Consider the following 23,467-nt stretch of genomic DNA (forward strand, 5'->3'; position numbering starts at 1 on the left):
GCCGGGCCTTGCCTGCGCAAAATGCCGATTCACGCAAGAATATCAATATGTTGGCGTTTATGGACGGAAACTAGTCTATTGGAAGATCGTCAAGGATCCCTGCGCGGCGGTCGCGGAGCACGGTCTCGAGGAAGCACACCTTCAGGGAGTCGCCGAGGTAAAGAACGCCAAACCGGTTGGCGTCAACGCGGCGTCGAGGATCGCTGAACCGGCTCGGCGACTTCCCGTATCCCAACGGATCGAGATGGGTGCTCCAGTAGATCCGGCCGAACGTCCGTCCCGCCGATATGGTCTCGAGGTTTGCACGCCCGAAGGGTGGAGGTGGAACGCCCGGCATTCAGTCGAAATCGCCCCTGGCCATGCCTTCCGCCGCGGCCAAAACCGAGGCGTCATCGCCTTGTTGAAGGGCTCGAAGGCCGGTCCGGCCATCGAGGGCGCCATGACGCGACACCAGAAACCGATAGACGGCCCACGCACTATTGCCCAACATGGCATGCAGCGCCGGCAATGCGCCGAGGGGACGACCGTCCTTGTCGAGTTGCCAGACAGGAAAGCGGAAACCGCGTTTGGCGCCATCGATCCCGAGCACCTGTCCGCTCTGCCGCCTGGCGTTGACCGTCACCCGCGACGTGCCGAGCAGCTTGGCAAAGGCATCCGCGCTCAGCATGTCCTCGCCGGCGACAATTTCGGCGACACGCTTGCGGCCACGCGCGCGCGCTCCGGCAAGAGCCGCCTCGAGATCGGCATCCATGCCCGTGTCCTCGACGGGAAAGATNGTCTGAGGCGATCGGTTGCTCTTCGACCGGCGTGATCGTCTGCGCATCAGCCGCCGCATCGACCTCTACCCGAAACGATACGCGATGGCCGATCTTGCGGCTGCGTGCGATCGCTTCCTGATAGCGTTCGAGCACTACCTTCTTGAAGACTGCCTGTGCCGGCAGCTTTGTGGTGAAACTCAGGGCGGCGACTCCCGCATGCGATGCGGTCCCGCTATGATTGCTGCGTTTTGGAGCGGCCATGATGAGAACCTCCTACTGTCACCCAATATGGTTGCAGATCGCAAGTTCGTCAAGTTCGATAATTTCGTAAAGTTGGTAGCGAATGGCTGCGGACTAAACAATTCCCCATGCCCGAAACCTTCCCCTGCCCGTCATCTCGCGCAGACCGAGCTCGCCGATCAGATTGAGCGCCCCCTGTTTCGTCACTTTTAGCCGCTCCTGGATCATGCCTGCCGAGACGAGTGGCCGCGACAGCACGAGTTCGACCACGTCGGACAGTTTGGAGCTGGCGCGGCGGTCGCGGAGTTTTCGTTCCATCTGGCTTTTCGCCAGCACCAGCCGATCGTGTTCCTTCAGGCCAGCCACTCCTGCGTCGTGGATCGCATCGACAAAGGCCAGCAACCGGTCGGAGCGATTGCGCGCCCGTCGCCGCTCCCGCGGAATGTTTTTGGCGCTGAGATGCAGGCCGGCGAGATGGTGGGCGGCAAGACCCTCCTGGCGCAGCAGCGCGGCCACGAGCAGTGGCCCGAGCCAGGCGGCATGCTGCAGCACCTCGATGTCGGACCAGGCCTCGAGCAGGATTGCGCTTCGCAGGACGACCGGCAACTCTTTCGTTTCTGCGAGAACCGCCTGCCATTCGGCCAGGCGTTCTTCTTCATTCCAGTCGAGATCATAGATCAGATCCGGTCGGTCGTCCGGGCGCGCCGTTTTCGCCGGCACGTCGGCGCCGCTCAGGATTTTTGATGAACGCGCCAGGACGGCATCGATCTCGGCGAATTCTTCGGCCAGCAGATCGGCCTCAGCGTCATCGCGATCGTCGGCTTCCACAGAGGCAGTTCCAGCCCCCTCCCCTTCCCGGGTTTTTTGGCCCGCCGCCGGCATGGCGCCGCCGCGACCGGTCAGCGCCAAAAAACCGTCGCGGCTGAGCGCCCAGTCCGGCGTCTGCGCAAAAATCCGCCGGCGGGTTCGCAGCACCGCGTGCGCCCGGGTGAGTTCATGGGTCGGGGTGCGGATGTCCATGTGGGCGTCGTGCAGGACGAGGTCCTCGAGGTGGACGAGTTCGCCCTCGAGCCAGAGCGCGGAAGCCGCGTCGGCAAAATGCTGGCGCTCGACAAAGCCGTCGCGGACCGGCGAACGGGCGACCCGCTCGTCGAGGCGGACCAAAACCTCGGTCGCGCGGGCAACCGGCCCGATTAGGGTTTCCAGGGGCAGTTTGTCGAGCGTGTAAGCCATTGTTTTCATGATGGCTGATTCGCGTTGGTCAAGCTAGTGAGGGTATTACTGGACTTACATCATGTTTCTTCAGGAAGCAAAATGACTATCGATAATGACCTCTTATCGATAGTGACAAGACCAAGTCTTGACCAACCGCCGAAAGTCGCGCTAGCGTCGTCCAAATTGCCGATCGTCGTACCGTTCCACGCTCCGCTCGACGAGAGCGCTATGCCCTCAGGAGAAACCCATGACCATCACCGTCAAGGTCGGAGAGGCCAAGACGCACCTGTCCGACCTGCTGGCCAAGGTCGAAGCCGGCGAGGAGGTCATCATTTCGCGCGGCAACGATCCGATCGCCAAACTGAGCCGAATCCCCAAGACCAACGACCTTGGCGCCCTGATCGAGGAAGTCCGCGCCGCGCGGGCCCGGGCCCAGCCGGTCACCGCCGAGGAGATTCTGGCCTGGAAGCATGAAGGCCATCGCTTCTGATGATGGTGTTCGTCCTTGACACGTCCGTTGCCGCCGCCTGGCTGCTTCCGGAGGAGCACAGCGAGGCGGCCGAAGCGCTGATTGGCGCTATGACCGCACAAGGCCCGGTGCCGTCGCTGTTCTGGCACGAGGCGCGCAGCATCGTCCTGATGGCCGAACGCCGCGGCCGCATTGCCGCGGGCGAGGCGATCGCGGCGATGGGCCGGCTGCGTCGCCTGCCGCTCGAGGACGCGGGAACGGGCGGGGACGGGCCTGTCTTGGCGCTGGCGGCACGCCATGCACTGAGCGCCTATGATGCCGCCTATCTGTCACTGGCCATGGAGCGGACGCTTCCGCTCGCCACACTGGAGCGCAAGCTGGTCGCGGCGGCACGGGCCGAAGGCGTCGAGATCCTCGGTCCTCTCGCCAATGGCTGAACCCGCGGCCCCACCCTTCGGCGTAGCGAAGCCCGCCGGCGTCGGGCGGCGGGCCGAAGCGCTCGACGCCCTGGACTCGGTCCTGCCCTTCGACCGCCGCGATGTTCTGGCCGGACTGCTGACCGACGACGACGTCGCAACCCTGCGTCACCTGGCCAAGCAAGGCATCGGCGCAAATTCCTTGCGCGCGCTCGCCTCCGACCTCGGCTATCTCGAGGCCTGGTCGCTCGCCGCCACCGGACTATCGCTGCCCTGGCCGGCGCCCGAGGCGCTGCTGATCAAATTCGTGGCGCATCATCTGTGGGATCCCGCAAAGCGCGAAACCGACCCAACACACGGCATGCCCGAGGACGTAGCCACCGCGCTGAAGTCGACCGAGCTGCTGCGCGTCGACGCTCCGCACGCCCCCAGCACCGTGCGCCGGCGGCTGTCGAGCTGGTCGACGCTGACCAAATGGCGCGGTATGAGGGGAAAGTTCAATGGGCCGGGGCTGCAGAGCGCCATCAAACTGGCGGTGCGCGCCAGCGCCCGCCCGCGCGGCCGCAAGAGCAAGAAGGCTGTGACCGCCGACATTTTGGCCGCCCTCCTGAAGGCTTGCGCCGGCGACCGGCTCGTCGACTTGCGCGACCGCGCCCTTCTCATCACCGCCTTTGCCTCCGGTGGCCGCCGCCGCAGCGAGATTGCTGCTCTGCGCGTCGAACAGCTGGTCGAGGAAGATCCGGTGCCGGCCGACCCCAAGGATCCCGACGGCGAAAAACTGCCCTGTCTGTCGATCCGGCTTGGCCGGACGAAGACGACACAAGCCGACAGCGACGCTTACGTGCTGCTGGTTGGCCGGCCGGTGATGGTGCTGCGGTCGTGGATGGAGCGCGCCGGCATCACTGAAGGCGCCGTGTTTCGCGGTATCGACCGTTGGGGCAACCTCGATAAGCGGGCGCTCACGCCGCAGGCGGTCAATCTGATCCTGAAGCGCCGCGTCGCCGAGGCCGAGCTTGACCCGCAAGCCTTCTCCGCCCACGGCCTGCGCTCCGGCTACCTCACCGAAACCGCTCGCCGCGGCATTCCGCTGCCTGAAGCCATGCAGCAGTCGCAGCATCGCTCGGTGCAGCAGGCGTCGAACTATTACAACGATGCCGAACGCACGCTCGGGCGGGCAGCGCGGATAATCGTCTGAGGCCTCGTTCTTAAAGAAACTCGGGCCAGGGCAGGCGCCAGGTGTTGCCGAGCACATCATTTTCGATATCGACCAGCGGCCAGCGCGGGCCGGGGCCGGTTGCCTCGTCCCTTCGACCAAGCTCTCGCAGCACCTGACCTGCCGTCACTCACCACACCAGCCACTCATGGCGATCCTGGGCGATCCGTTCGATGTGCGCAAAGCTGCGGAAGTCCTCCGGTGAAGTCGATGTTCTGCGTCAAAGCGGCATCGTCGCAAACACCTTGCCGGGCCATGGATTCCTGATCTCCGGCTCGAAGAGGTTGGGCCGAACGCGATCGATCCTGGGCGCCCGTCCAGGAGAAGGGTTCCAGAAGAACGACACAGCTGCCGTTGATTTCCTGGCCTGATGGCATGATCTGGTCGCCCTCGGTGCGTCCCCGGCCTTGGATTGGCGCTGACGATTGAAGCCGAAAAACGCCCCTGCCTTGCGCGAGTGCTTCATCGCCAGGACAGCTGGTCCTTCGGCAGCCGGCCGCTTGGGTCGNAAAACGCCCCTGCCTTGCGCGAGTGCTTCATCGCCAGGACAGCTGGTCCTTCGGCAGCCGGCCGCTTGGGTCGCACACAGCTATCTTGTGCGGAAGATGCGGACCCCAGTGCCAAAGCACTAGGTTGCGATCTTCCGTCTCGGCACCGGAAGCAAAGCTCGGCACCAGCCACGATGAAGTCAATCTCGCCCAGGCCCTCGAACGCGAATTTCTCAAACCTCGTCCCGTCGCCGTCATATACGGCAGGACCCGTGCTGAAGCTCAGTTGGCTCTTGGACACGAAGCTGCAGCGCGAGATCGGCGGTGGCGCGATCGGTTCCGCGTCGACCTCACCAAAGGCTCTGAAGATCCCTCCCCGCGAAACCCGCCTGGAAGACGCCTTGATGGAGACTGCCCCTGCCCTGACGCCGCCGGGCATGCCGCACCGCCAGCCGGCGTTACGCCGTGCGCGGCGTGCTCGTGTGCGCCCGGCCTGTCGCAATGGCGACAAACTGGCGCTTGACCGCGGCAAACAACGCTGGCGGCAGCGGCCCGTAATAGCCGCTCTCTGTCTCCAGCGGCCGGATGTCAGGCCCCGGCCAGGCGAACCGGTTGCTTTCCGTCAAAACGATCCACGACCGCTCGCCGTCAAGCCGCAAGCGCAGCTTGACCGCAGCCGGAATCTCAATGGCATCATCGGGATCGGACGGCGGCGTGTGGGTGATCGGCAGGACCCGGACGACCGGCGACCCGTCCTCCTGCATGGCGACCAGCGCCAGCACCAGGCAGGGCCGGTCCTTGTCGCCTTCTTCACGGCCCTCGCGGTGTTGCCAATGCCAGAGGTAGGAATAACGGAAGACGTGGCCGATCTTGATTTCAGCCGGCAGCATCTTTTGCCGTCAGGCCCTTTGACCCGGAGAGCTCGTCGTTGAGATGGTCAAGACCCGGCTCCATTTCCGAGGCTTCGACCGCGGCGACTTCGTCCGCGCTGAGCTCCGCTGTCAGCTCGACCCGGCGGTCGCGCTTCAACAGCCGGACAAAATCCTCGTAGGCCAGCAGCACAGTGCGCGGGCGGCCGTTCTTGGTGATGATGACCGGGTCGCGGACTGCGGCATCCTGATAGGCGCCAAAATTTTTCGAGACGGCGGCGGCGGTGACGGTGGTGGTCATTGGCGAAACTCCTTTTTCCGGAATATACGGGGTTTGCGGGCTTTCCGCAAGTTCGGGGCGCCAACGCTGTTCGGGGCGCCAACGCCAGACGGAAACGAGCCCGTGAAAGAGCAGTTTCCCAAGACCAAGACGTGCCGAGGGGCTCGATGCGCTTGAGACGGTGCTGCCGTTCGATCGGCGCCAGTTTTTGGCCGGTCTGCTGACCGACGAACGACGATACGCGACCTGGCGAGGGAAGGGATGCCCTCGATGCGTCGCCCCGGCCTTGGATTGGCGCTGACGATCGAAGCCGAAAAACGCCCCTGCCTTGCGCGAGTGCTTCATCGCCAGGACAGCTGGTCCTTCGGCAGCCGGCCGCTTGGGTCGCNGAAAAACGCCCCTGCCTTGCGCGAGTGCTTCATCGCCAGGACAGCTGGTCCTTCGGCAGCCGGCCGCTTGGGTCGAATACAGCTATCTTGTGCGGAAGATGCGGACCCCAGTGCCAAAGCACCAGGTTGCGATCTTCCGTCTCGGCACCGGAAGCAAAACTCGGCACCAGAATGCCGGCAATGCCTTGCGGCCGCAGGCGGTCATGGATGGACCATGACGCCGGGCGATCGCCATCGCCGAGAGCCGTCGCCCAGGCGCAGGCCATGTCCTCGCGCGTGACGGAGAATTCTTCCCTCGCCTGCCCTGTCGTCAGGTCCGCAATGTCGTCGCAATCGACTTCGTAGGAGCACAGCACGCATGGATCGATCCGATGCGCGAAACCCTGGTTGGCTTCCTTGACCGCTGTCATGACGGTCAGCGCCAGATAAAGCGCCGGCACACCCTTGGGATTGAATCGGGCACCCCGGATCGCCGCTCCATCACCGGAAGTCGGCTTGAATGCCCAACGTGGATCGTACGCTCTGTAGCAGGTTCCGGCAAACCTCACGCAAAGCCGCCAACGGCCATGTGATCGAGGTAGTCACGCACCGCAGCGGCCTTTCCATCCTTCACGAGCGCTTCGGCCGTGCGTCCGCCGAATGCCGGAAGCGGCTGGGCCCGATACCAGGCCATCGCCTGTTCCTTGCCGCCCGCCCAATCCATCACGCGGCTGATAATCTCGAGCATTTCCCGCAGACGTCCCTGTGTCCTTACCGTCCGGCTGCGCTCCGACCGATAGAGGGTCTCGCGGGCAAGACCGGCGGTCTGAGCCAGCTGGCCCTTGGACATGCCAAAACCGTCCGCGACCTGCTCGATCGCGATCTTCCCGTTGCGGTCCATATAGGACAAGACGAGAGGTTCATTCTGCACGGGTAACTTCGGTGCCTGGCCCATAGCAGCTCATTCACCACATAAATCGTCATATTTTATGTGCAGAAGATATGGCATTTCTCGACCGCTTTCAAGTCCGGAGCCGAACCAGCTTGAGCGCCTGCATGAGTGGACACCAAGGGGAGATGCTCAACGGACAGAGTCGTAGTCGGGAAACGGCTCAAGCCCGAAGGCCTGGCCTCGTCGCAGAACCAGTCATTATGACCTGGATCCGAGAAACTTCGTCGCTGCTGCGGGGACCCTCGTCAGTTCAAAGTCCGCGACCGACGCTCGACATCTCCGAGCCGCTTATACGCCATCCATGCATCGGCGGCGACGGCGCTGCCGGCTCGCGCCAGCCAAGCCGCGCGATCGGCCTCATCAAGTGAGTTCCACCACACCATCCCGGCGGTTTCATCGGATGTCGGCTCTCGGTCGTCTTCGTTCTTCATGTCCCCGATCCTCGCATACGGTGTTCTTGCCGACAAGCGCTGCAGCCACAGATCCATCACCCATATCCGCGGATTAAAGCCTAAGCCTCCTCAGCAAATCCCGGTACCACTCATGCGGTCATCCTCACTGTCGCGCCATTAGCCTTCAGCGCCGCCATCAGCATGGACGGTATGGAAATTCCCTGCTGTTGCTTTTTTGACCACCACACGCAGATAGCCGCCGGCAATGCTGATCTGGATCCCCTGCGATGGCCATCAAAGCCTTGGTTGTAGTCGACACAAAGCCCTCCCCGTCACGTCCCAAACAGCCGCCGGTCCCAATAGACGGGTTGGTGCAGACTTGTCTGGATCCTCGAAAACTCCGGATGCGCCGGATTGATCAGCACATTGCAATCGAGACGCGCTACAACACTCGGCACCAGCAGGATGACGCTGCGCCGTTCTAAACACCAGGTTTCGCCAAATCCCTTGCTCACCGTCGCCGGCATCGTGTCCCAGCCGGGCAGTGACGGCTGCGAAAAGACCTCGTAGCTTAGCCCGCGCGGGATTGTGATTTCGATGTAATGCTGGTTGGGCGGCAGTCGGCCGCTGCCATGCACCAGCTTTTCCAACAAGGCCGTCGAATAATGCTCGCTGGTGTAGATGATAGGGCTTCCAGGCGTGCTCCATCGCCCTGGCGCAATTGTCGAGCCGGTCGCGTCGAAGATCGGGTAGATGCCGGCCGGATCGCCGATGCGAAAGGACGATAGCGTGCGATCGAGAGTCTGCGCCGTCACGCAGCACTGCCGTACTTCAGACCTGCGAGGATCTCGACCACCATTTCGGCGCCGAACTCGCTCAGGATAACGAAGTCGATCGGTCGCTTGTCCTCAATCATCGGGTGCGGCCGAAACAAGAAATCTCGCGCTTCCTCTTCGTTCTGCCAGACATCGACAGCAAGACCCCAGACCCGCGCCACGCGGGCCAATCGTGTGCCCTCGTCCGGCGAGAGACGATCTACCGCCTTGCGCCGCTCGTAGNCAGACCCGCGCCACGCGGGCCAATCGTGTGCCCTCGTCCGGCGAGAGACGATCTACCGCCTTGCGCCGCTCGTAGGTCGCCTTTGGGACCAGCCGGTATTTGAACTGAGCATCGCCAGGCGCCAGAAGATGCGCAACGCGCTCGAGCGCGCCGATGGGAAGTCCATTCTCGATCCGGGAAATCAGCCCGAAAAGCGACCGCGACGCCACCTCCTTAACGGGTAGCCCCAACACGTCGGCGACGTTTCCGAACGCCAGCATTCTCACTCTCCATTCCATGTGAGGCAAAACATAGCCTCACATGATGCGCCATGCGAGCCCCGCATCAGCGCGAACGGATCCGCCAACGGTTACCCGGTCATTTTTGCTGTCATGCCGTTCGCCTTCAACGCCGCCATCAGCATGGGCCCCACCGAAAACTCCCCTGCCTTCGCCTTTTCGGTGAGAACCCGCAGATAACCGCCGGCCGAGTTGATGTGCTGCGCCCTTTGCAAGATGCAGGCAATCACGATGGCGGCGGTCTCCTGGCCCATCACATGGCAAGCCTCCTCGTATGCTGAGGGCGAAATACCAAGGTAGCCCCGTACCTGGACGGCGGTAATCATCAAATCGCGCCAGTTTCCGATGCCGTGCACGGCATAGTCTGAAATTTCCGGGCAGGCCTTCAGCACAAGTCCTATCGGATAGCTTTTCGGTTTCTCGGCGGCTGCCTGCCTTGGCTCGACCGCCGCCCTGCTTTTCTCGAAAGCCGGTTCAAATACAAAAATGGAGTCTGTGTTTGAATCAGATTGCTGCCGCTCATTTTGGGACTCATTGGCGCCAGGATTCGTGGCATTCATGAAGTTTTCCAGCATCATGTCCACTTCGTCGTGAAGTCTGGTCAGTTCGGCAACGATCGCCTCCAGCTCGCACAGCCCTGCCCGGCGCGGGATTGCATCCACAATGGCTCTGAACCGTCTCCAGACGGCTCCCCAGTTGCCAGGAACGCCCTCCTCGATCGCGACCTCGACAAGTTTATGGATGTCGCGACGATGGAGCGTAATCCGCTCCCTCATTAACCGGAGCGCCTGGCTGTCGGCGCGCACCTGTTCGGCAGCGTGCTGAAACTCAGCCGCCCGCGTCAGCAGCGGCGCCAGCGAGAACCCGAACGCCTCCTCAATGGCGCCACCCTTCCCTTTCCGGGCGAACCTCTTGCCGTTAGGGCTGTCGCGGCGGATGATCAGGCCGCAACTCACCAGCTCGCTCAGATGTCGCCGCAATGTGGAACTGGGCATGCCGTGGGTGCGCAGCGACAACTGTGCGTTCGAGGGGAAGACCATCAGGCCGTTTTCCTCGCTGATCTGGTCGTCCGGATAGAAGGACAAAAGCCCGCTCAGCACGGCGAGCGCGCGATCTCCCACACCTACGACGGTCTTGCCCTCACACAACCAACGATAAACCTGCCACTTCTCGACGAGCGCCCCGTCAGGAATCTCGCGCGATGCCGCGTTCGCTTGCACCAGCGCAAGCGTCATCGGCCGCCGCCCAAAGGGCGTCGTTGCATACCCACTCTCCATTTCCCTCACCTTTCAAAAAGGCAAAAGAAATCTGCTCGCCGAAACGACGCCACGACTCTTGACAGTGATTCGGGGAAATGCGATTCTCAGCTTGCTACAGACTTGAGAAGGGCTTCCGCGGCGGTGACGTTCGGGGGCCTTTTTCTTTTGCGGTTTAGTCTCCTGTTTTCTTCGCCATTTCCGATTCCCGAAAAGCCTCGAAAAGCTCATCGAGTTTGCCGGCAATGAATGCGCCGAAGGGCGACGCTTCCTTGGACTTCAAGGCAAGCGTAAACACTTTTCCGGTGTCGGTGATCTTGGCTCGAACTGATTTGTCCTGGGGTACCCAGGCCCGCTCCTGGGGCTTCGATGGCGCCTGCGGGCGCTTCACCGGGGCGCTCACAAACTCGAACAGACGGGCAAAACGGGCCTCACTGCCTGGCTGCGCGAAATCGGCGATTGCCACGCACTCCTCTGCCCTCGCAGCCGCACCAGGATGCTCCATGAGCTTGGCAAGCTGCCACCAGCGGTCTCGGCCAATGCCCTTGGCCGCGCCCACCGCAACAATCACCTGCTCTGGAATGTTGCCGATCACAGAACGCATCTTCGAGAAGGTCGTATCGTCGAGCGCAAGAGCTGATTTCACCGTCTCAGGCGAATGGCCTCGCTTGAGAACGCGGTCTGCAAAAAGCGTCCGCTCGATGAAGGACAAATCGGCTCTGGCGGCGTTCTCCTGGCCTTGGGCGATCACATGGTCCCTATCGTCCATCTTCTTGACGACAGCGCGTACAGGCCTTTGCAACTGCCGGGCAACCCTGACGCGCCTGTGGCCAAAGACGGTCTGAAAGCGTCCCGAAGTCTCGGGGTGAGGTCGGACCAAGATCGGCGAATCCTGCCCTCGTTCACGAATTGCCGTCAGCAACTCCTGAAACGCAGCATCGTCATCGTCCATACGGTCCGAGACGAATGACGTGTCGACCAAAGCCGGATCGAGATCGACGACTGAACTCTTCGAGAGCTCCTCGAATGACTGTATGATCGACCGTGATGCGCCACGAACGGCGTAGCTCGAGACGTCCTGGCCATCGGCAATTGCCGTTGCGGGTCCCATGACGCTGCCGAAAATGTCCTTGCGTGCCATTCAATCGCTCCGATTTGCGGTTAGTCGACTGATTTCACGAACAAAATTCGCACTTTTTACTGCCGTAAACTTCGCTGTCATGACCGCCCCCAAGCGCGATGGACAAGAGCGGTGATCTCCGAGTTCACCGCATCCAGCGATTCTACCGCCCGGTCATAGGTAGAGCGGGTAAAGGACGATCTCTCGACTTCGTAGAGCGTCTGTTTCGTCAGACCTGCGTCCGAAATCGCCGTCGACTTGAGCATGGGATTGTCGAGGATCTGGCCGGCAAGCATGGATTGCATGAAGCCGACCATCTGCGCTTGCGGAATGTCCGTCGGTTCGTAGCGCGTAATCAGGTAGCGAAACCAATCGAGCTCGATCGCCGCGCCGGCGGCTTTGATGGTCTTCAAAATTCCGCCGAGCATCAACAGGAACTGGCTCATCGACATCAGGTCGAGCATCTGAGGATGAACGGTGATGAGAACGGATGTCGCCGCCGACATAGCGGTCAAGGTCAGATAGCCGAGCTGCGGAGGACAATCGACAACAACGACGTCATAGCGGTCGTCCACCTCAGACAGCGCCTTTGCGATCCTGGTGAAGAATTGCCGGCCAGCACTGGACGATTTGTCCTGCATGGCGAGCGGCGTGTCGTACTCGTATTCCTGCAGCTCGAGATTGGCCGGAATGATGTCCAGCCCAGGAAAATTGGTCGGCACGATCACATCGGAGATCGGCCGGCGCTCGTCATCGTAACGGATCGCCTCATACAGCGAGAGGTTGCGATCGAGCTCCGGCTGGAAGCCATGCAGGGCGGAGAGCGAAGCCTGCGGGTCGAGATCGATTGCAAGGACACGGTGGCCGGTCAGCGCCAAATGCTGGGCGAGGTGGGCGGCAGTCGTTGTCTTGCCGCTACCGCCCTTGAAGTTGACGACAGCAACGACCTGGAGCTTGTCGCCTGGCTTGCGATGCGGAACATACTTCTTGACCTCGGTCCTGCCATGCTGGTCCAGGAAGCGGCGAAGTTCAAGCATCTGTGCGGCCGTGTAGGAGCGTCGGCCGGAAGGGACTTGGTCAGGCAAAGGTCCCTTGCCTTCGAGGTGAAGCCGCTTCAGATTGTTTTGCGATACACCAAGATAGTGGGCGACTTCCGCCATCGAAAACGGGCGCAGCGTCTTCGTCGCATTGGGTGGAAATTTCTCCATGCGAAGCTGGTTGAGGCGTCGCGAAATCTCAGCACCCTGCTCGAGAATCTTATCGTCGAACTCGAAGCGTGGTAGCCGCATGGCGATATTCATTCTCGTCGAAACCTGAATTGGCGCTTTTTGCGATGAAACTATTCAACAAGCGCCATTAAGCTCCGATTCGGAAAGCCCGGCAAGAAGTTTTAGGTTAACAGAAGGTTAACGTCACCAGACGAGATTCTGACTGCCGAATACCAATATCGTCGCGATAGCGGCTGCTCGTCCTTCGAAGCAAAAACTCTCCCCATCCAGCTCGCTAAATGCATGTTTTTTCTGCCACAAAGGCCATTATTTACTGCAGTAAAATCGCGTTCGTCAGCGGGCAAAAAAGGGTTGCAACTGCCGACGGGCGCAGGCAAGGCCCAGCCCGCTGGCTGGAGACCATTCCTGGTGTCGGCTTTGTCACGGCCCCGGCCTTTGCTTCTATCGTCCCTGACCCGGAGGTTTTCATATCAGGTCGGCATTTCGCCGCCTGGCTCGCCTTGATCCGCGACAAAATTCATCGGCCGGCAAGCCTCGCCTTGGCCGCATCAGCAAGCAGGGAAGCTGCTCATTCTCGGCGCGACATTGCTGCTGCGATATGCTCGCGGTGATGGAGACAGTGCGGCGAGTTGGATGGGTGGCCTATTGCGGCGTCGGCCGCCAAAGGTTGTCGCCTTAGCTCTTGCCAGCAAAATGGCTCGCATTGCATGCTCATGCGACGTGACGGCGAGTCCGAGGAAATCAATGAACTAAGAGCGGCCGACCAAATCGGCTGAGCCGTTCGAGTTATGAGGCGAAAAAGGTAAGTGAAGGCAGCAACTCGACCCCGAGGGATCAGCCGAACGGGGCGTGCTGGGGCATCGTCTAGCAATAGCGTCAGCAAGGCCGATCGATATGAGTGAAGACCCGTTTCAACGACATGTGCGTTTCTGGTCGATCCAGAACTGGTCGGTCGCGATATGCAGTTAGTATCTCGGCCTCAGAGCTCGCCTTGTCCTGCACCTGTTCGGCGATCGACCAGCACGACGATGGCTGCGGCTCTCGTCCAGCCGCTTTATGGACATAAGCAAAGTGCCTGGCGGCGGTTCGAGATCAGCAGTGATCGAGGTCATGGGGCACGACAAGCCTGACGGACTAATGCTCATCGCACTGTTTCGGACGAGGATCGAGGCCCAGGCCGGGCCGCGACTAGCGCTTTGAAAAGACCCGGATCAGCAGCAGAGTGAAATAATGTAAAGGTGCTTCAACGGAAGCGGCGCAGCGTTTCGGCTGGAAATGCGAGGCCCGAGCAGCGGGATATCGCGTTCGAGGTAGGTGCGGATGAAGTCCTGCCGCCACCGCTGACTGGCGCGGTCGCTTGCCACCAGAAAGCTGTCGGGAAAGCCGCCGCGCACCCACAAGGGGTTCAATTGTTCGGCCGGCACCTCCAGTCCGTCAATTGGGTGCATCTCAAGATAGGCGATGCGGCCGTGTCTCGGCTATTTCGAGCGCGAGCGTAGTCTTGCCGACCCGCGGCCCAATCAGCGCCACCGCTGGGATGGTGTCTATCAGTTCGGCCAGTTGCGTTTCGATGCGGCGCTTCATCATCCTCGCAATTATGGAGTTCAGTTCCCGATTTGCAAGGATGATAACGTTGGCGCGCAACGCCGAATTTGGGATGGCAGGGGAGGGGACTTCGTCCTCTATAATCCTGACGACGGTGGATATGCCGATCCTTCCAGTCGAGCGGAGGACCGCGTTGCGAATAGTTCCAGGTCAGGGACGACAGGCGGCGCTCAATGGTCGACACAGACCTTTTGTCCCTTACCGATCCTGAGGCCTGGGCCGTGATGTAGAGGCCGACAACTAGCGGATCTGGCGGCAGCGGGTCAAACGCCTGGCGCCGGCACCAGGCGGAAAAAATGCTTCCAGTCCGCGGCATAGGCGCGACGGGTGTTTGCCGAACTCCCCGCATCGACGGAATCGCGCGCGGGGTCGGCAAGCTTTTCGAGATGCGCAGGCAGTGATGCTTGTCGCGAGTCGAGGACTGGCGGGGAAGGGAGCTTTATCCGGGCGCCCATCTCCATGACGATCTCGACAATGTCAGGCAGGTCCTCGGTGTCGACCGCGTCGAGAGGCGTCATGAAATTACGGGCACTGCCCATCGGAACTCTCGTTCATTGGAATGCCGCAGTGGTGCGATTCCGAGGGCCCAACGTGCGACCAAAGCGCCGAATTGTCCACCGCGAGGTGCTTGACCAATAGCTGCGACAGCCGCGCCCGGTCGCGTACGACAAGCGGTTGGGTACGATTATCATGTCCAATCCAGTGTTGACCCTCCTAGGGTCCTCTTCCTCAGTGCCAATCCTTGCCTTCATGTTCAACATCCCTTATGTTTCGTTCAACAGTGGAGAATGCAGGATGAGCAGACGTGGCGCAACGGCCGCCGAAAGCCAGGAGCGGATCGCCCACACCCGGAACCGTCTGGTGCTCGAACAGGCGAGGGCCGTCGGCCTTCTTGGCGCGGCCAAGAACACACGCCTTTCCGGCAGGGTGCCGTCGGAACTGATCGAGGCGGCAAAGAAGCGCGCTCATGTGACCTCCGACACTGAATTGCTTGAGCTCGCATTGTCGCGGCTAGCTCTCGAGGACGATTTTGGCGCCCGGCTCGTCGGCCGCAAGGGCAGCATTTCCGCGGACATTGATCTTGACGTTTGATCTCGGGAGCGCACTGCGTTCCCTCACACCACAGCGGCGTGCCGGAGGGCTGGAACGGCGGCCGGATTCCGCTCTGTTCTGGGCAGGGGATCAGCCGCCTGTCGGCGGTGCATTGCTTCTCGACACGAGCGTCTATCTGGATGTCCTGCAGGGGCGCACGCCTGAAGTGGTCGATGACCTTTTGACCTATCGGCTCTGTCAGCACTCGGCCGTCTGCCTTGCCGAGCTCAGCCATTTGTTCGGCCGGCTCAATCCGGGCCATCCCACGACGAAGTCGGTCCTGAAAGTGGTTGCGGACACGATCGAAGATATTCCAGCGCACCGGCTGCATGCACCCGACGCCACCGCCTGGGGACGCGCCGGCATGCTTGCCGGCCTGCTGTTCCGGCTAAGCCGCCTGCCGAAAGGGGAGGGGCAGGAACGCCGCTTCCTCAACGATGCGCTGATCTTTCACCAGGCCGGTCTGCTGGGCGCGACGGTTCTGACCGGCAATGTTCGGGATTTCGATTACCTCAACCAGCTTTTTCCGTCGGTGCGTGTGATCTTCTACCGGCCGGTGACAGACTTGCGCCCGCAGGGTTGAAAGCGTCTATGGGAGATATGCCTTTGCACCGTGATCGTCCACCTTCCTTTAATGACCACCAGTCTCAAAAAGCTCGCTGACACTCTCCTGCGACCGTTGACTTGCGCCATTCAGCGTGTGGCCGGCGACAAATCAGATGGCAAACGCACGCCCGCGCCTGAGAAAACCACGACGGCAAACACCAGCACGGCAGCGGCGACGATCAGCGAGCCGGCGGCCACGATCGGCTCAATCGCCGTATAGCCGCCTTGTAGCATCAGATACAGCGCTGGCAGCATGATCACCAGCCCGACATTATACAAGCCGTAGTGAATCATTGCGATTCTCCGCGCCGCCTTTGCCGGGTTAAGGGCGTAGTAGCCGCCAAATATCGCGCTTGTGACCCATCCCAGCAGATTGATATGTGCGTGGGCCGGAAAGGCACCGTGGTCGCCAGAGATCGCCATCTGCAAACCGGCGCCTATCCCCAAAACCAGCCACACGATGGCAGTCTTGAAGAAAAGATCTGAAACTCTAGGCATGACACTTCTCCCCGAACGCCAATTTCAGCACGCCTCGATTTTAGGATTTCCTAATGAAAGTGCAATCACAATCAGCGATGTCACGTGCGCGGTTCGCTGCCGCGGCCTGGCATTTCCTGCCGACAGCCAATATCTGAATTGCTATTCTTGGCAGATTCGAGGAGCGAAGCAGTTCGTGTCGATCCAGCCCCTCCTGAAGCCGCACCATGCAAGCGATACGTCTTCGCTGCGCCACCTGTCACGGTCACGTTCTGTCATGTCGACATGCGTTCCTGCAAGCAGCTCGGTCCACCATTGCCGAGCGTTGCGACGATACTACGGCTCGACAGAGGCTATGCCTCGACAGCTGGGTCCTGCGGGTCGACTTCGATCGCAAATCCCGCATCGATCGCACTTTGTGCAATGAGATCGCGAAGTTCCCAGTCCGTGAGTTCGCAAAGCGGAAGCATTCTCCTCACGGTGTGACTAACCTCCGATATCGAAATGCTTGGGCTGCCGATGTTGTCGATCAGGTAGCAGACAACGGCCCAGCGCACGTCTGAGAAGGTCGGCGTCTGCGTGAGCGCAGACATATATGGCCTACGAATGGAGCCGTGGTTCTGCACCCTCGGCCGTTTTTGCATCGAAGGCGACGGGCACACCGTGAATGATGGATGCCGCCGCCAGAAGCTCCTCCAACTCGCGGTCGGTAGCCTTGCATTCGGGCATGAGTGTTCGGATGGCGCGAATTGCCAGTGCGATGGAGAGGAAGTGGGCCTTGCCTCTTGAGAGAACATAGGCTTCAGCGGCTCTTTCAACCGTGACGGTGTGAAAACTGCTGGTCATCGAGATTACCTCCCTGAAACCCTCAACACGATTTACGGCAGCAATTCCGTAGCCCGCAAGGGTTCGTCTGATTCCGGACAATCAGGTGGAGGCAGGAGCGAAGTGACTTTGCTCCTCCTCGCCGTAAGCACCATGTGTGAGCTGTATCATTCCAACGCGGTCGATAATCGTGATCTCGCCGCGCCTGGCGTGAACCAGCCCCCGATACTCGAGCATTTGGAGCGCGGTGGTAACGCCGGGACGCCGGGCACCAAGCATTGTCGCCAGAAATTCATGCGTCAGGTAGATCTTGTCTCCTTCGGCGCGGTCGTGGACCATCAGCAACCAGCGGGCCAACCGTTCCTCGATTTTTGAATGGCCGTTGACCAATGCCGTCCGGGACGACTGGACAAGGAACGCGTGGGCATAGCGAAGCAGTGGCTCGCGAAGGGTCTGGCTTTCTGCAATCGCGGAGCGAAGGTTTTCAACCGGGAGCATCCAGCCATTGCCTGCGACCTGAATGTAGGTTTCATTGGGAGACCTGTCCTGGCCGAGAATAACGGCAACTCCTGTCATGCCGTCGTGGCCGACGATGCCGACTTCGCTTTGCCGCCCACCGGTCATGGTGGCAACCACTGACGCGATGCCCTTCTCTGGAAAATACACCCGCTCGATCGGCTGATATGAGACCTCAAGCTGGGCTTTGATGCCCAGTTCGACGTGATGCATTGATGGCTGCAATCGCGCGAAATCCTCTGGGGAGAGGGCTTTCAATACATGGTTGCGAATAAGGGATTGGGGCATGGCTCTCTCCCTGACGGGCAAGAGCACGTACCTCTTACTGTCGGCTGCGTCCGAAGCGCTGGCGGCCGATATGGGAAGCATAGGCTTCAAACGTGCGGTTGGCAAAATCTTACGGGCCACTGCCTGCCCTTTCGGGTGTCCGAGGGAAGCGGAGGGTTCGAAGCCGCCCCACGGTCAAACCGCTGAGTGCTCTGACGGTTTTGAAGGCCCGCCCCCGACACACCTCTTGGGGCGATGCATATCGGGGGCAGGGAAGGTGGTCAGTCGGCGAAGGCTGTGCCGGTCTTCCGGGCCGCTGCTATGGCTTGGGCATGCCCGTGGAAGACGTGCCATTCGCAGTTGGCCGCAGCCCCTGCGGAGCGCCGGGTAATCAGCCTCGTCGACGTGTTCGAGGTACGTCGCCAGCGTCAGCCCATGCTGCCGAAGCACATTGCGGTCCAGGTGCTGGCTGAACGCAGCCACAACAACATCAGCCTCAACCTCCTCGATCCCGAAGGCCTTCCCCGGTCTCCATTTCTCGGTCGCGACATAGGCGTCAACGATGAATTGCTGTTGAGGTTCGCCGTGCGTCTCCTAAAGCGGTCAAAGCTCTGGTCGGCTGCCCCCGGGTCCTGTGGTGAAAGAGAAAGGGCGCACGGGGTCGACGCGCGTTGCTTCTCTCTCGGTTGGGCCCCGAAATTTCTACCAAACATTCCCGACCTACATTAGAGTTCCCTTATGGTATCCCTGCGGTACGACGCCAGGCAGGAATCGAACGAGACCTGGACGGTGTTCGACCTATTCACCGGGCTTCCGGCTGTGTTCGATGGCTACCCAGCCGTCGATCTCGACATGGAGTATGCCCGACGATCTGGTAGACATCCTGAACGCTATCGACTTGAAACGCAGGGTCGGCCGAGGTGATCTCTGATTGGAACCATAATGTCCTGAACGAGTTTGACGCTAGGGGTGGAGTAGTTCCCAATCATGGCCGACCACTATCGATCAGGGCAGATGTCGGCCGAGAACGCTGTTCGGCAGATGATTGCGTCCGATGAAACCCGTCATTACCTTCACAAAGTGTTAGATTTGAAGGTCGAGGTGCATTGATTTCTTCATCTCGTGACCCATCAGATGACCGGCTGGGTTCTCCCACGTGGGAGGGTGCGATGAAATCTCAAGCGGTCTTGAAGCCCCTGACCACCGCAAGGGAGCTGGTCGAGGCGGCGATCCATTTCATCCCGGTCGGCAGCATCGTCTCAGTCCGAGACATCGTTGCCGCAGTCCGCAAAGCTGACCCCGATCTACAAGTGACCGACTGTGAATTGGTCGAGACCATCATGGACCGAGCCACGCTCCATGGGCAATTCGTGTGTTTCGATCTCAGACAAGTCTGATGAGCCTTCACTGGTTCGACCCTCCGGTCCCTATCAGCGGCAAGAGCGCCGGTACGACCTACAACGTCAACAACGTCGAGGCAGCCTCCGCGCATCTTTTCAAGTGGACCAAACGTGGCCCTAAGTGGAAGGTTGCGACGGACGTTTGCAGGGCCGCTCTGGGTGATCGAGCAACACCTCAGGAGGCCCGGCGGTGCTTCAGGCTCGCTGCCATTGAGGAGGGCGTGCTGCTTGCTTAAAAAGCAGGCGAAGTATCGGATGCTTAATCCCGAACATTTTCCATGAGTGTTCACCGTGCATCCAAGATAGTTGCTATGGATTACCTTAAGGACGGGGCAGGGGGGCTCAAGATGTCCGTTCTTCCCCTCCTGCCGCAGTCGGCGGAAGAATTAGTCTGAACGACTTGCGAAAACTGGCTGAAGATGAGGCCTGAAAGTTGCGCCATGTTGCCGTTCAGCCTTGGGCATCGCGCTCCGCTACGGTCACGCTGTCCATGACCCTGTCACTCGGAGAGGGGCCGGATTGCCTGATCATCATCGACGAGTTGGCAGGACAGGCATTGGCCGAGGGAGGCGAACAATCGCCCCAGCGGTGCTGTCGCTTGTTTGCGCCTCCGGCACCGTCCCGACGTTGGACTAGCCCAAGAAAGCCACTGAGGGCGACACGAGCGACCAGATATTGCTCATGGCGTTCCGCTGCGCCGATGATGAGCGTTGCTCCCGAAGGCAACACTCAGCCCGTTCGGTTCGATGGGTTTAAGCCCGAGCTGCAGAACAGAGCAGCGGCGAACGCCTGTCCGAGCATGCACATCGTCGCGTCGGGATTACGATAGCGGAGGAACGCTGTCTATGGATCGCGTCAAATCACCAGTACATACATCGGCTATTTGAGGTTCGCCTCAAGCTCTTCATTCCCAAAAGAATTGTCTCCCAGGTGCGGCTCGATATCCGAAGCCTGGCGATCCTGTGCCACAGGCTTGCCTTCACGTCCGCACCCGCAGGGATTGCTCCAGCCTGTCGGCGATCTGTGTGACGACATAGGCGATCACCATGTAGATCACGACGGCAATCACGAAGGCTTCGAGGTAGTAGAAGTTCAACGCTGCGGTCAGCTGGGACTGCGCGAATATATCGACGACCTCGATGGCGAATCCAAGCGAGAGCGCCTTCATGATGACCATCATCGAGGTGGTCAGGTCGGGAATTGCCGTGAGGGCCACCTGGGGAAACAGCACCCGTCGAAACAGTTGGCCCTTCGTATAGCCCAGCGAATAGGCCGCGTCGGACTGACCCGTGTCAAAGGCGTTGAGGGCTCCTTTGATGATCTCCGCCTGAAACGCGGCGACACAGCCGGTTATCGCAATGACAAGGATAACCCAGTTGGGCGTTTCGTGGGCGTTGAAGTCTATGCCGACCAATGAAAACAGAAACTGGAGCGCCGGGGGAAGACCGAAATAGGCCAGGAAAATAACGATCACCATCGGGACGCCCTTGAACACGACCTTATAGGTCACGACAAGCTCCCGCAGTAGCGGGATCCGCCTATATTCGACGAGCGCAAAAAGGCTGCCGACGATCGTCGACAGGACGAAAATCGTGAACGCCATGGCAAGCGTTACAGGTACGGCGCCGAGAATTTCCTGCGAGTCTTGGAGCAAAATGTCGGTATCAAACATGGTCGAATACCCTCGTTACGTCAGGCGCTCGCGATGAGCGCGTTCTTGATCTGGGCTTTTGCCGTTGCCTCTGGTGCCTGCATCGGGGAGCGAAGCTCGAAGAAGCGCACGATGAGCCAGGCGATCAGGCACATCACTGAATAGATGACAGCCAGCACGAGGTACGTTTCGAACTGGTACTGATTATAGTCGCGCTCCATGATCAAATGCGCAGTCGCCATGACGTCCGCCGCTCCGATGTACATCACCAGCGCAACGTTATGGATCAGGTAGATGACGGAGTTCCCGTAGCCGGGCAACGCAAAGTGCACCGCTTGCGGGCCGACAACGCGAGTGATTTTCTGGCGGAAGGTATATCCAAGACTGTCGGCCGCATCATGCTGGCCGCGATCGACGGCCAGGTATGCAGGGCGGAGGACTTCCGACAGGTAGCCGCCGTGGTAAAAACTCAATGCCACCATCGCGGCGATCGTCGGCGAGAAAAAGTCTTCGGAGCCGAACAGAACCACCAACAAGGGAAGCCCGTAGAATGCGACGAACAACTGGAGGACGACAGGAACGCTGCGGGCATAGGATACGTAGAGGTCCGCCAGGTGGCTGATCACTGGCACCCTGTGAACCCGCAGAGTTGTCGCGAGGAGAGCCAGGCAGAACCCAGCAATGAGGGCCGTAAACGTGATGGCGAGCGTCAGCGGCAACGCCGAGAGCAACTCGGGAATCATAGCAGAAACATCCACTTTGACACGCTCCTTCTTGCGATTTAGCCTTGCCGTTGACTATCCAAATGCGGTGAGGGCGGTCTTGTTACTTCATGTACTTTACGATGTCCTCGCCGAACCACTTCTGTGAGAGCTTGTCGATCGTGCCGTCGTCCTTCAGTTGCTTGAGCACCTTGTTGATGTCGTCGGCCAGGACCTTGTTTTCATCCGACTTGTGAATCAGCATGTAGGTATTGTTGCTGTACACGGGATCTGAGGCGACAATATCGAGCTTCTTATTGTCGATAACGGCCTGTTCACCGAGATTAGACGGTAAAACCAATGCGTCGAACTTGCCGTTTTGAACTTCGTCCAGGCGGTTCGGGTAAGGGATGCCCGCGCTCGACGCCGTGACGTCCAGTTTGTACTGTGGGTTCTCTTTCTGCCAATTCATGATGAACTTGTAGGTTCCACCGCCGGCTGTGGTCGGAACGATCCTTTTGCCGACCAGGTCTTTCATTTCCTTGATGCCGCTGTCTTTCTTGCTGTAGATTTTCATCAGACTGGCCCCCATCGGGTTTTCCGGAATGATGAATTGCTTGGCGCGCTCGGGCGACTTGTAGTAGCCGCCGACCGCGATGTCGTACTTCCCGGTGGCAAGGCCGGTTTCCTGAGCGATGTCCGAGACACCTTCCATTTCGAACTTGTACTGCGGCAGCTTTGCGTTGATCGCTTTGAGGAGTTCGGGTTCATATCCTTGTGGTTCGACGCCGATCGCCCCCCAGGCCAGCGGCTTGGATTCTGCGGACGTTGCGATCTTGATGGTCCGCACGCCCTCACCAAAGCTGGACCCCGCACTTGCGAGGGCGATTGCCATGCCGCCCGCTACTGCTAGAGCGAATCGACGGGAAGAACTGAATTTGATTGCAGACATTGCTTATGTTCCCTTCTTATTGGAGTGAGTGTTCAGAACTGAGAAACTGAGCAAGCCTTGGGCTGGACGGTGAATCGAAGATCTCAGCCGGGCTGCCATCGGCCGCAACGACGCCCCGATCCATGAAAACGATGCGGTTAGAGATGCTTTTTGCAAATTGCATCTCGTGGGTCACAAGGAGCGAAGTGATGCCAGACGATGTGACGTCTCTAATCACCTTCAGAACTTCGCCAACAAGTTCAGGATCCAGCGATGACGTCGGCTCGTCGAAGAGCATCACATCCGGCCGAACTGCCAGCGCACGTGCGATGCCTGTACGCTGAAGCTGGCCGCCCGAGAGCTGGGATGGATAGCTGTCTCGCTTGGAGGAGAGGCCGACCCGGTCGAGCTCTCTGAGCGCGATTTCCTGAGCCTCTTCCTTGGATTTGCGCTGCACCACGACCAGCGGATCCATGACGTTCTGAATGACCGTCATGTTCTTGAAGACGTTGAACTGCTGGAAGACCATTGCTGTCCGCAATCGGATCGCCTGGACAGCATTCTTGTCGGCTCGCTGATAGTCCATCTGGATCTGATCGAACGCGATAGTCCCGGATGAGGGCCTGGCCAGATAGTTGATGCACTTCAGCAGCGTGGTCTTGCCGGTGCCGCTAGGGCCGATGATCGACACCACATCTCCGCGTTTCACCGAAAGATTGACGCCGTTCAGGACCTGGGTGGTTCCATAGGACAGTCTTATGTCTTTGAGCTCGAGCATTTCTGATTGGTGTCCT

Annotated in this window: 28 protein-coding genes and 5 pseudogenes; 8 read left to right on the forward strand and 25 right to left on the reverse strand. The window is 60.1% G+C overall.

The annotated features are described in order from the left end of the window. Window positions 1-70: 70 nt before the first annotated feature. The 3 genes and pseudogenes from X744_RS142005 to X744_RS142000 all read right to left on the reverse strand — a co-directional run bounded on the left by X744_RS142005 (window position 71) and on the right by X744_RS142000 (window position 2,231). Complete coding sequence (locus tag X744_RS142005; protein WP_023762654.1) at window positions 71-337, reverse strand: RES domain-containing protein; 267 nt, start codon at window positions 335-337, stop codon at window positions 71-73. Next, window positions 338-1,019: pseudogene (locus X744_RS01000000170425) on the reverse strand (XRE family transcriptional regulator). It abuts the gene before it with no gap. Window positions 1,020-1,112: 93 nt separating this feature from the next. After that, a complete protein-coding gene (locus X744_RS142000) occupies window positions 1,113-2,231 on the reverse strand; it encodes an RHE_PE00001 family protein (RefSeq protein WP_023762656.1) in 1,119 nt (372 codons plus the stop codon). Window positions 2,232-2,460: 229 nt separating this feature from the next. On the opposite strand from X744_RS142000, the gene X744_RS141995 reads away from it, so the two are divergent. Genes X744_RS141995 through X744_RS141985 form a run of 3 tightly spaced genes read left to right on the forward strand, consistent with a single transcriptional unit; the run spans window position 2,461 to window position 4,293 of the window. Next, window positions 2,461-2,703 (forward strand): type II toxin-antitoxin system prevent-host-death family antitoxin, encoded by a 243-nt coding sequence (locus tag X744_RS141995; protein ID WP_023762657.1) that lies wholly within the window; start codon window positions 2,461-2,463, stop codon window positions 2,701-2,703. Further along, complete coding sequence (locus X744_RS141990) at window positions 2,703-3,119, forward strand: type II toxin-antitoxin system VapC family toxin (protein WP_023762658.1); 417 nt, start codon at window positions 2,703-2,705, stop codon at window positions 3,117-3,119. Before X744_RS141995 ends, X744_RS141990 begins: the two co-directional genes overlap by 1 nt. Further along, on the forward strand, window positions 3,112-4,293 hold the full coding sequence (locus X744_RS141985; RefSeq protein ID WP_023762659.1) for a tyrosine-type recombinase/integrase: 1,182 nt from the start codon (window positions 3,112-3,114) through the stop codon (window positions 4,291-4,293). Before X744_RS141990 ends, X744_RS141985 begins: the two co-directional genes overlap by 8 nt. Before the next feature lie 10 nt (window positions 4,294-4,303). On the opposite strand, the gene X744_RS1000000175655 is transcribed toward X744_RS141985, so the two are convergent. The 12 genes and pseudogenes from X744_RS1000000175655 to repA form a co-directional block, all read right to left on the reverse strand. Then, on the reverse strand, window positions 4,304-4,441 hold the full coding sequence (locus X744_RS1000000175655; protein ID WP_023762660.1) for a hypothetical protein: 138 nt from the start codon (window positions 4,439-4,441) through the stop codon (window positions 4,304-4,306). A gap of 816 nt (window positions 4,442-5,257) precedes the next feature. Beyond that, on the reverse strand, window positions 5,258-5,689 hold the full coding sequence (locus X744_RS141970) for a hypothetical protein (protein ID WP_023762663.1): 432 nt from the start codon (window positions 5,687-5,689) through the stop codon (window positions 5,258-5,260). Beyond that, on the reverse strand, window positions 5,676-5,969 hold the full coding sequence (locus tag X744_RS141965) for a type II toxin-antitoxin system Phd/YefM family antitoxin (protein ID WP_023762664.1): 294 nt from the start codon (window positions 5,967-5,969) through the stop codon (window positions 5,676-5,678). Before X744_RS141965 ends, X744_RS141970 begins: the two co-directional genes overlap by 14 nt. A 397-nt stretch (window positions 5,970-6,366) precedes the next feature. Then, the gene (locus X744_RS0138605) at window positions 6,367-6,885 is read right to left on the reverse strand and encodes an RES family NAD+ phosphorylase (RefSeq protein WP_031261273.1); all 519 of its coding nucleotides are present in this window, start codon (window positions 6,883-6,885) and stop codon (window positions 6,367-6,369) included. Further along, complete coding sequence (locus X744_RS141960; protein WP_023762666.1) at window positions 6,882-7,271, reverse strand: MbcA/ParS/Xre antitoxin family protein; 390 nt, start codon at window positions 7,269-7,271, stop codon at window positions 6,882-6,884. Before X744_RS141960 ends, X744_RS0138605 begins: the two co-directional genes overlap by 4 nt. 242 nt (window positions 7,272-7,513) lie before the next feature. Beyond that, window positions 7,514-7,756, reverse strand: coding sequence for a hypothetical protein (locus X744_RS141955; RefSeq protein WP_031261274.1), 243 nt, complete (start codon window positions 7,754-7,756; stop codon window positions 7,514-7,516). 236 nt (window positions 7,757-7,992) lie between these two features. After that, a complete protein-coding gene (locus tag X744_RS141950) occupies window positions 7,993-8,475 on the reverse strand; it encodes an RES family NAD+ phosphorylase (RefSeq protein WP_023762668.1) in 483 nt (160 codons plus the stop codon). Beyond that, window positions 8,472-8,717 (reverse strand): annotated as a pseudogene (locus tag X744_RS1000000174655) (antitoxin Xre/MbcA/ParS toxin-binding domain-containing protein); the annotation flags it as partial. The gene X744_RS141950 and the pseudogene X744_RS1000000174655, both read right to left, overlap by 4 nt. Before the next feature lie 4 nt (window positions 8,718-8,721). Then, window positions 8,722-8,979, reverse strand: a pseudogene (locus X744_RS1000000174660) (antitoxin Xre-like helix-turn-helix domain-containing protein); the annotation flags it as partial. Between the two features lie 89 nt (window positions 8,980-9,068). Next, window positions 9,069-10,274 (reverse strand): plasmid replication protein RepC, encoded by a 1,206-nt coding sequence (gene repC, locus X744_RS141945; protein ID WP_023762670.1) that lies wholly within the window; start codon window positions 10,272-10,274, stop codon window positions 9,069-9,071. A 154-nt stretch (window positions 10,275-10,428) separates the two neighbouring features. Continuing rightward, entirely contained in the window at window positions 10,429-11,394 is a 966-nt protein-coding gene (gene repB / locus X744_RS141940) for a plasmid partitioning protein RepB (RefSeq protein ID WP_023762671.1), read from the reverse strand. 77 nt (window positions 11,395-11,471) lie between these two features. Next, a complete protein-coding gene (gene repA / locus X744_RS141935) occupies window positions 11,472-12,674 on the reverse strand; it encodes a plasmid partitioning protein RepA (RefSeq protein WP_023762672.1) in 1,203 nt (400 codons plus the stop codon). 311 nt (window positions 12,675-12,985) lie between these two features. On the opposite strand from repA, the pseudogene X744_RS1000000175660 reads away from it, so the two are divergent. After that, window positions 12,986-13,355: pseudogene (locus X744_RS1000000175660) on the forward strand (transposase); the annotation flags it as partial. Window positions 13,356-13,813: 458 nt separating this feature from the next. Here X744_RS1000000175660 and X744_RS1000000175665 read toward each other — a convergent pair. The 3 genes and pseudogenes from X744_RS1000000175665 to X744_RS1000000172905 form a co-directional block, all read right to left on the reverse strand. After that, a complete protein-coding gene (locus X744_RS1000000175665) occupies window positions 13,814-14,026 on the reverse strand; it encodes a hypothetical protein (protein ID WP_245266856.1) in 213 nt (70 codons plus the stop codon). Between the two features lie 25 nt (window positions 14,027-14,051). Then, entirely contained in the window at window positions 14,052-14,186 is a 135-nt protein-coding gene (locus tag X744_RS1000000176125; RefSeq protein WP_280948972.1) for a hypothetical protein, read from the reverse strand. A 118-nt stretch (window positions 14,187-14,304) separates the two neighbouring features. Further along, window positions 14,305-14,746, reverse strand: a pseudogene (locus X744_RS1000000172905) (integrase); the annotation flags it as partial. Window positions 14,747-15,002: 256 nt separating this feature from the next. Here X744_RS1000000172905 and X744_RS141925 point away from each other — a divergent pair. Together X744_RS141925 and X744_RS0138620 are read left to right on the forward strand one after the other, a co-directional pair. After that, the gene (locus X744_RS141925; protein ID WP_023762676.1) at window positions 15,003-15,299 is read left to right on the forward strand and encodes a hypothetical protein; all 297 of its coding nucleotides are present in this window, start codon (window positions 15,003-15,005) and stop codon (window positions 15,297-15,299) included. Beyond that, window positions 15,289-15,882: a hypothetical protein gene (locus X744_RS0138620; protein WP_031261275.1), complete on the forward strand. Its 594-nt coding sequence runs from the start codon at window positions 15,289-15,291 to the stop codon at window positions 15,880-15,882. Before X744_RS141925 ends, X744_RS0138620 begins: the two co-directional genes overlap by 11 nt. Before the next feature lie 110 nt (window positions 15,883-15,992). Here X744_RS0138620 and X744_RS141920 read toward each other — a convergent pair whose 3' ends face one another. From X744_RS141920 to X744_RS141905, 3 genes are all read right to left on the reverse strand, one after another. Further along, entirely contained in the window at window positions 15,993-16,403 is a 411-nt protein-coding gene (locus tag X744_RS141920) for a hypothetical protein (protein WP_023762678.1), read from the reverse strand. Window positions 16,404-16,982: 579 nt separating this feature from the next. Beyond that, entirely contained in the window at window positions 16,983-17,228 is a 246-nt protein-coding gene (locus X744_RS141910) for a hypothetical protein (RefSeq protein WP_023762680.1), read from the reverse strand. 81 nt (window positions 17,229-17,309) lie between these two features. Next, complete coding sequence (locus tag X744_RS141905) at window positions 17,310-18,011, reverse strand: Crp/Fnr family transcriptional regulator (RefSeq protein WP_031261277.1); 702 nt, start codon at window positions 18,009-18,011, stop codon at window positions 17,310-17,312. A 1,148-nt stretch (window positions 18,012-19,159) separates the two neighbouring features. Between X744_RS141905 and X744_RS141895 the strand changes: the two genes are divergently transcribed. Together X744_RS141895 and X744_RS141890 are read left to right on the forward strand one after the other, a co-directional pair. Then, on the forward strand, window positions 19,160-19,387 hold the full coding sequence (locus X744_RS141895; protein WP_023762685.1) for a hypothetical protein: 228 nt from the start codon (window positions 19,160-19,162) through the stop codon (window positions 19,385-19,387). After that, on the forward strand, window positions 19,387-19,626 hold the full coding sequence (locus X744_RS141890; RefSeq protein ID WP_023762686.1) for a DUF982 domain-containing protein: 240 nt from the start codon (window positions 19,387-19,389) through the stop codon (window positions 19,624-19,626). Before X744_RS141895 ends, X744_RS141890 begins: the two co-directional genes overlap by 1 nt. A gap of 743 nt (window positions 19,627-20,369) precedes the next feature. Here X744_RS141890 and X744_RS141885 read toward each other — a convergent pair. The 4 genes from X744_RS141885 to X744_RS141870 form a co-directional block, all read right to left on the reverse strand. Further along, a complete protein-coding gene (locus X744_RS141885; RefSeq protein WP_023762687.1) occupies window positions 20,370-21,062 on the reverse strand; it encodes an amino acid ABC transporter permease in 693 nt (230 codons plus the stop codon). A 20-nt stretch (window positions 21,063-21,082) separates the two neighbouring features. Continuing rightward, on the reverse strand, window positions 21,083-21,799 hold the full coding sequence (locus X744_RS141880; protein WP_031261278.1) for an amino acid ABC transporter permease: 717 nt from the start codon (window positions 21,797-21,799) through the stop codon (window positions 21,083-21,085). Between the two features lie 67 nt (window positions 21,800-21,866). After that, a complete protein-coding gene (locus X744_RS141875; RefSeq protein WP_031261279.1) occupies window positions 21,867-22,694 on the reverse strand; it encodes a transporter substrate-binding domain-containing protein in 828 nt (275 codons plus the stop codon). A gap of 16 nt (window positions 22,695-22,710) precedes the next feature. Continuing rightward, a complete protein-coding gene (locus X744_RS141870) occupies window positions 22,711-23,451 on the reverse strand; it encodes an amino acid ABC transporter ATP-binding protein (protein WP_023762690.1) in 741 nt (246 codons plus the stop codon). Window positions 23,452-23,467 lie beyond the last annotated feature (16 nt).

This window comes from Mesorhizobium sp. LNHC252B00 (assembly GCF_000502955.1).
Taxonomy (GTDB): Bacteria; Pseudomonadota; Alphaproteobacteria; order Rhizobiales; family Rhizobiaceae; genus Mesorhizobium.

Bases quoted from the DNA above. Each gene is read 5' to 3' on its own strand.
- X744_RS142005 (WP_023762654.1), bottom strand. From the start codon at position 337: ATGCCGGGCGTTCCACCTCCACCCTTCGGGCGTGCAAACCTCGAGACC.
- X744_RS142000 (WP_023762656.1), bottom strand. From the start codon at position 2,231: ATGGCTTACACGCTCGACAAACTGCCCCTGGAAACCCTAATCGGGCCG.
- X744_RS141995 (WP_023762657.1), top strand. From the start codon at position 2,461: ATGACCATCACCGTCAAGGTCGGAGAGGCCAAGACGCACCTGTCCGAC.
- X744_RS141990 (WP_023762658.1), top strand. From the start codon at position 2,703: ATGATGGTGTTCGTCCTTGACACGTCCGTTGCCGCCGCCTGGCTGCTT.
- X744_RS141985 (WP_023762659.1), top strand. From the start codon at position 3,112: ATGGCTGAACCCGCGGCCCCACCCTTCGGCGTAGCGAAGCCCGCCGGC.
- X744_RS141970 (WP_023762663.1), bottom strand. From the start codon at position 5,689: ATGCTGCCGGCTGAAATCAAGATCGGCCACGTCTTCCGTTATTCCTAC.
- X744_RS141965 (WP_023762664.1), bottom strand. From the start codon at position 5,969: ATGACCACCACCGTCACCGCCGCCGCCGTCTCGAAAAATTTTGGCGCC.
- X744_RS141960 (WP_023762666.1), bottom strand. From the start codon at position 7,271: ATGGGCCAGGCACCGAAGTTACCCGTGCAGAATGAACCTCTCGTCTTG.
- X744_RS141955 (WP_031261274.1), bottom strand. From the start codon at position 7,756: ATGGATCTGTGGCTGCAGCGCTTGTCGGCAAGAACACCGTATGCGAGG.
- repC (WP_023762670.1), bottom strand. From the start codon at position 10,274: ATGGAGAGTGGGTATGCAACGACGCCCTTTGGGCGGCGGCCGATGACG.
- repB (WP_023762671.1), bottom strand. From the start codon at position 11,394: ATGGCACGCAAGGACATTTTCGGCAGCGTCATGGGACCCGCAACGGCA.
- repA (WP_023762672.1), bottom strand. From the start codon at position 12,674: ATGAATATCGCCATGCGGCTACCACGCTTCGAGTTCGACGATAAGATT.
- X744_RS1000000176125 (WP_280948972.1), bottom strand. From the start codon at position 14,186: ATGAAGCGCCGCATCGAAACGCAACTGGCCGAACTGATAGACACCATC.
- X744_RS141925 (WP_023762676.1), top strand. From the start codon at position 15,003: ATGAGCAGACGTGGCGCAACGGCCGCCGAAAGCCAGGAGCGGATCGCC.
- X744_RS141920 (WP_023762678.1), bottom strand. From the start codon at position 16,403: ATGCCTAGAGTTTCAGATCTTTTCTTCAAGACTGCCATCGTGTGGCTG.
- X744_RS141910 (WP_023762680.1), bottom strand. From the start codon at position 17,228: ATGACCAGCAGTTTTCACACCGTCACGGTTGAAAGAGCCGCTGAAGCC.
- X744_RS141905 (WP_031261277.1), bottom strand. From the start codon at position 18,011: ATGCCCCAATCCCTTATTCGCAACCATGTATTGAAAGCCCTCTCCCCA.
- X744_RS141895 (WP_023762685.1), top strand. From the start codon at position 19,160: ATGAAATCTCAAGCGGTCTTGAAGCCCCTGACCACCGCAAGGGAGCTG.
- X744_RS141890 (WP_023762686.1), top strand. From the start codon at position 19,387: ATGAGCCTTCACTGGTTCGACCCTCCGGTCCCTATCAGCGGCAAGAGC.
- X744_RS141885 (WP_023762687.1), bottom strand. From the start codon at position 21,062: ATGTTTGATACCGACATTTTGCTCCAAGACTCGCAGGAAATTCTCGGC.
- X744_RS141875 (WP_031261279.1), bottom strand. From the start codon at position 22,694: ATGTCTGCAATCAAATTCAGTTCTTCCCGTCGATTCGCTCTAGCAGTA.
- X744_RS141870 (WP_023762690.1), bottom strand. From the start codon at position 23,451: ATGCTCGAGCTCAAAGACATAAGACTGTCCTATGGAACCACCCAGGTC.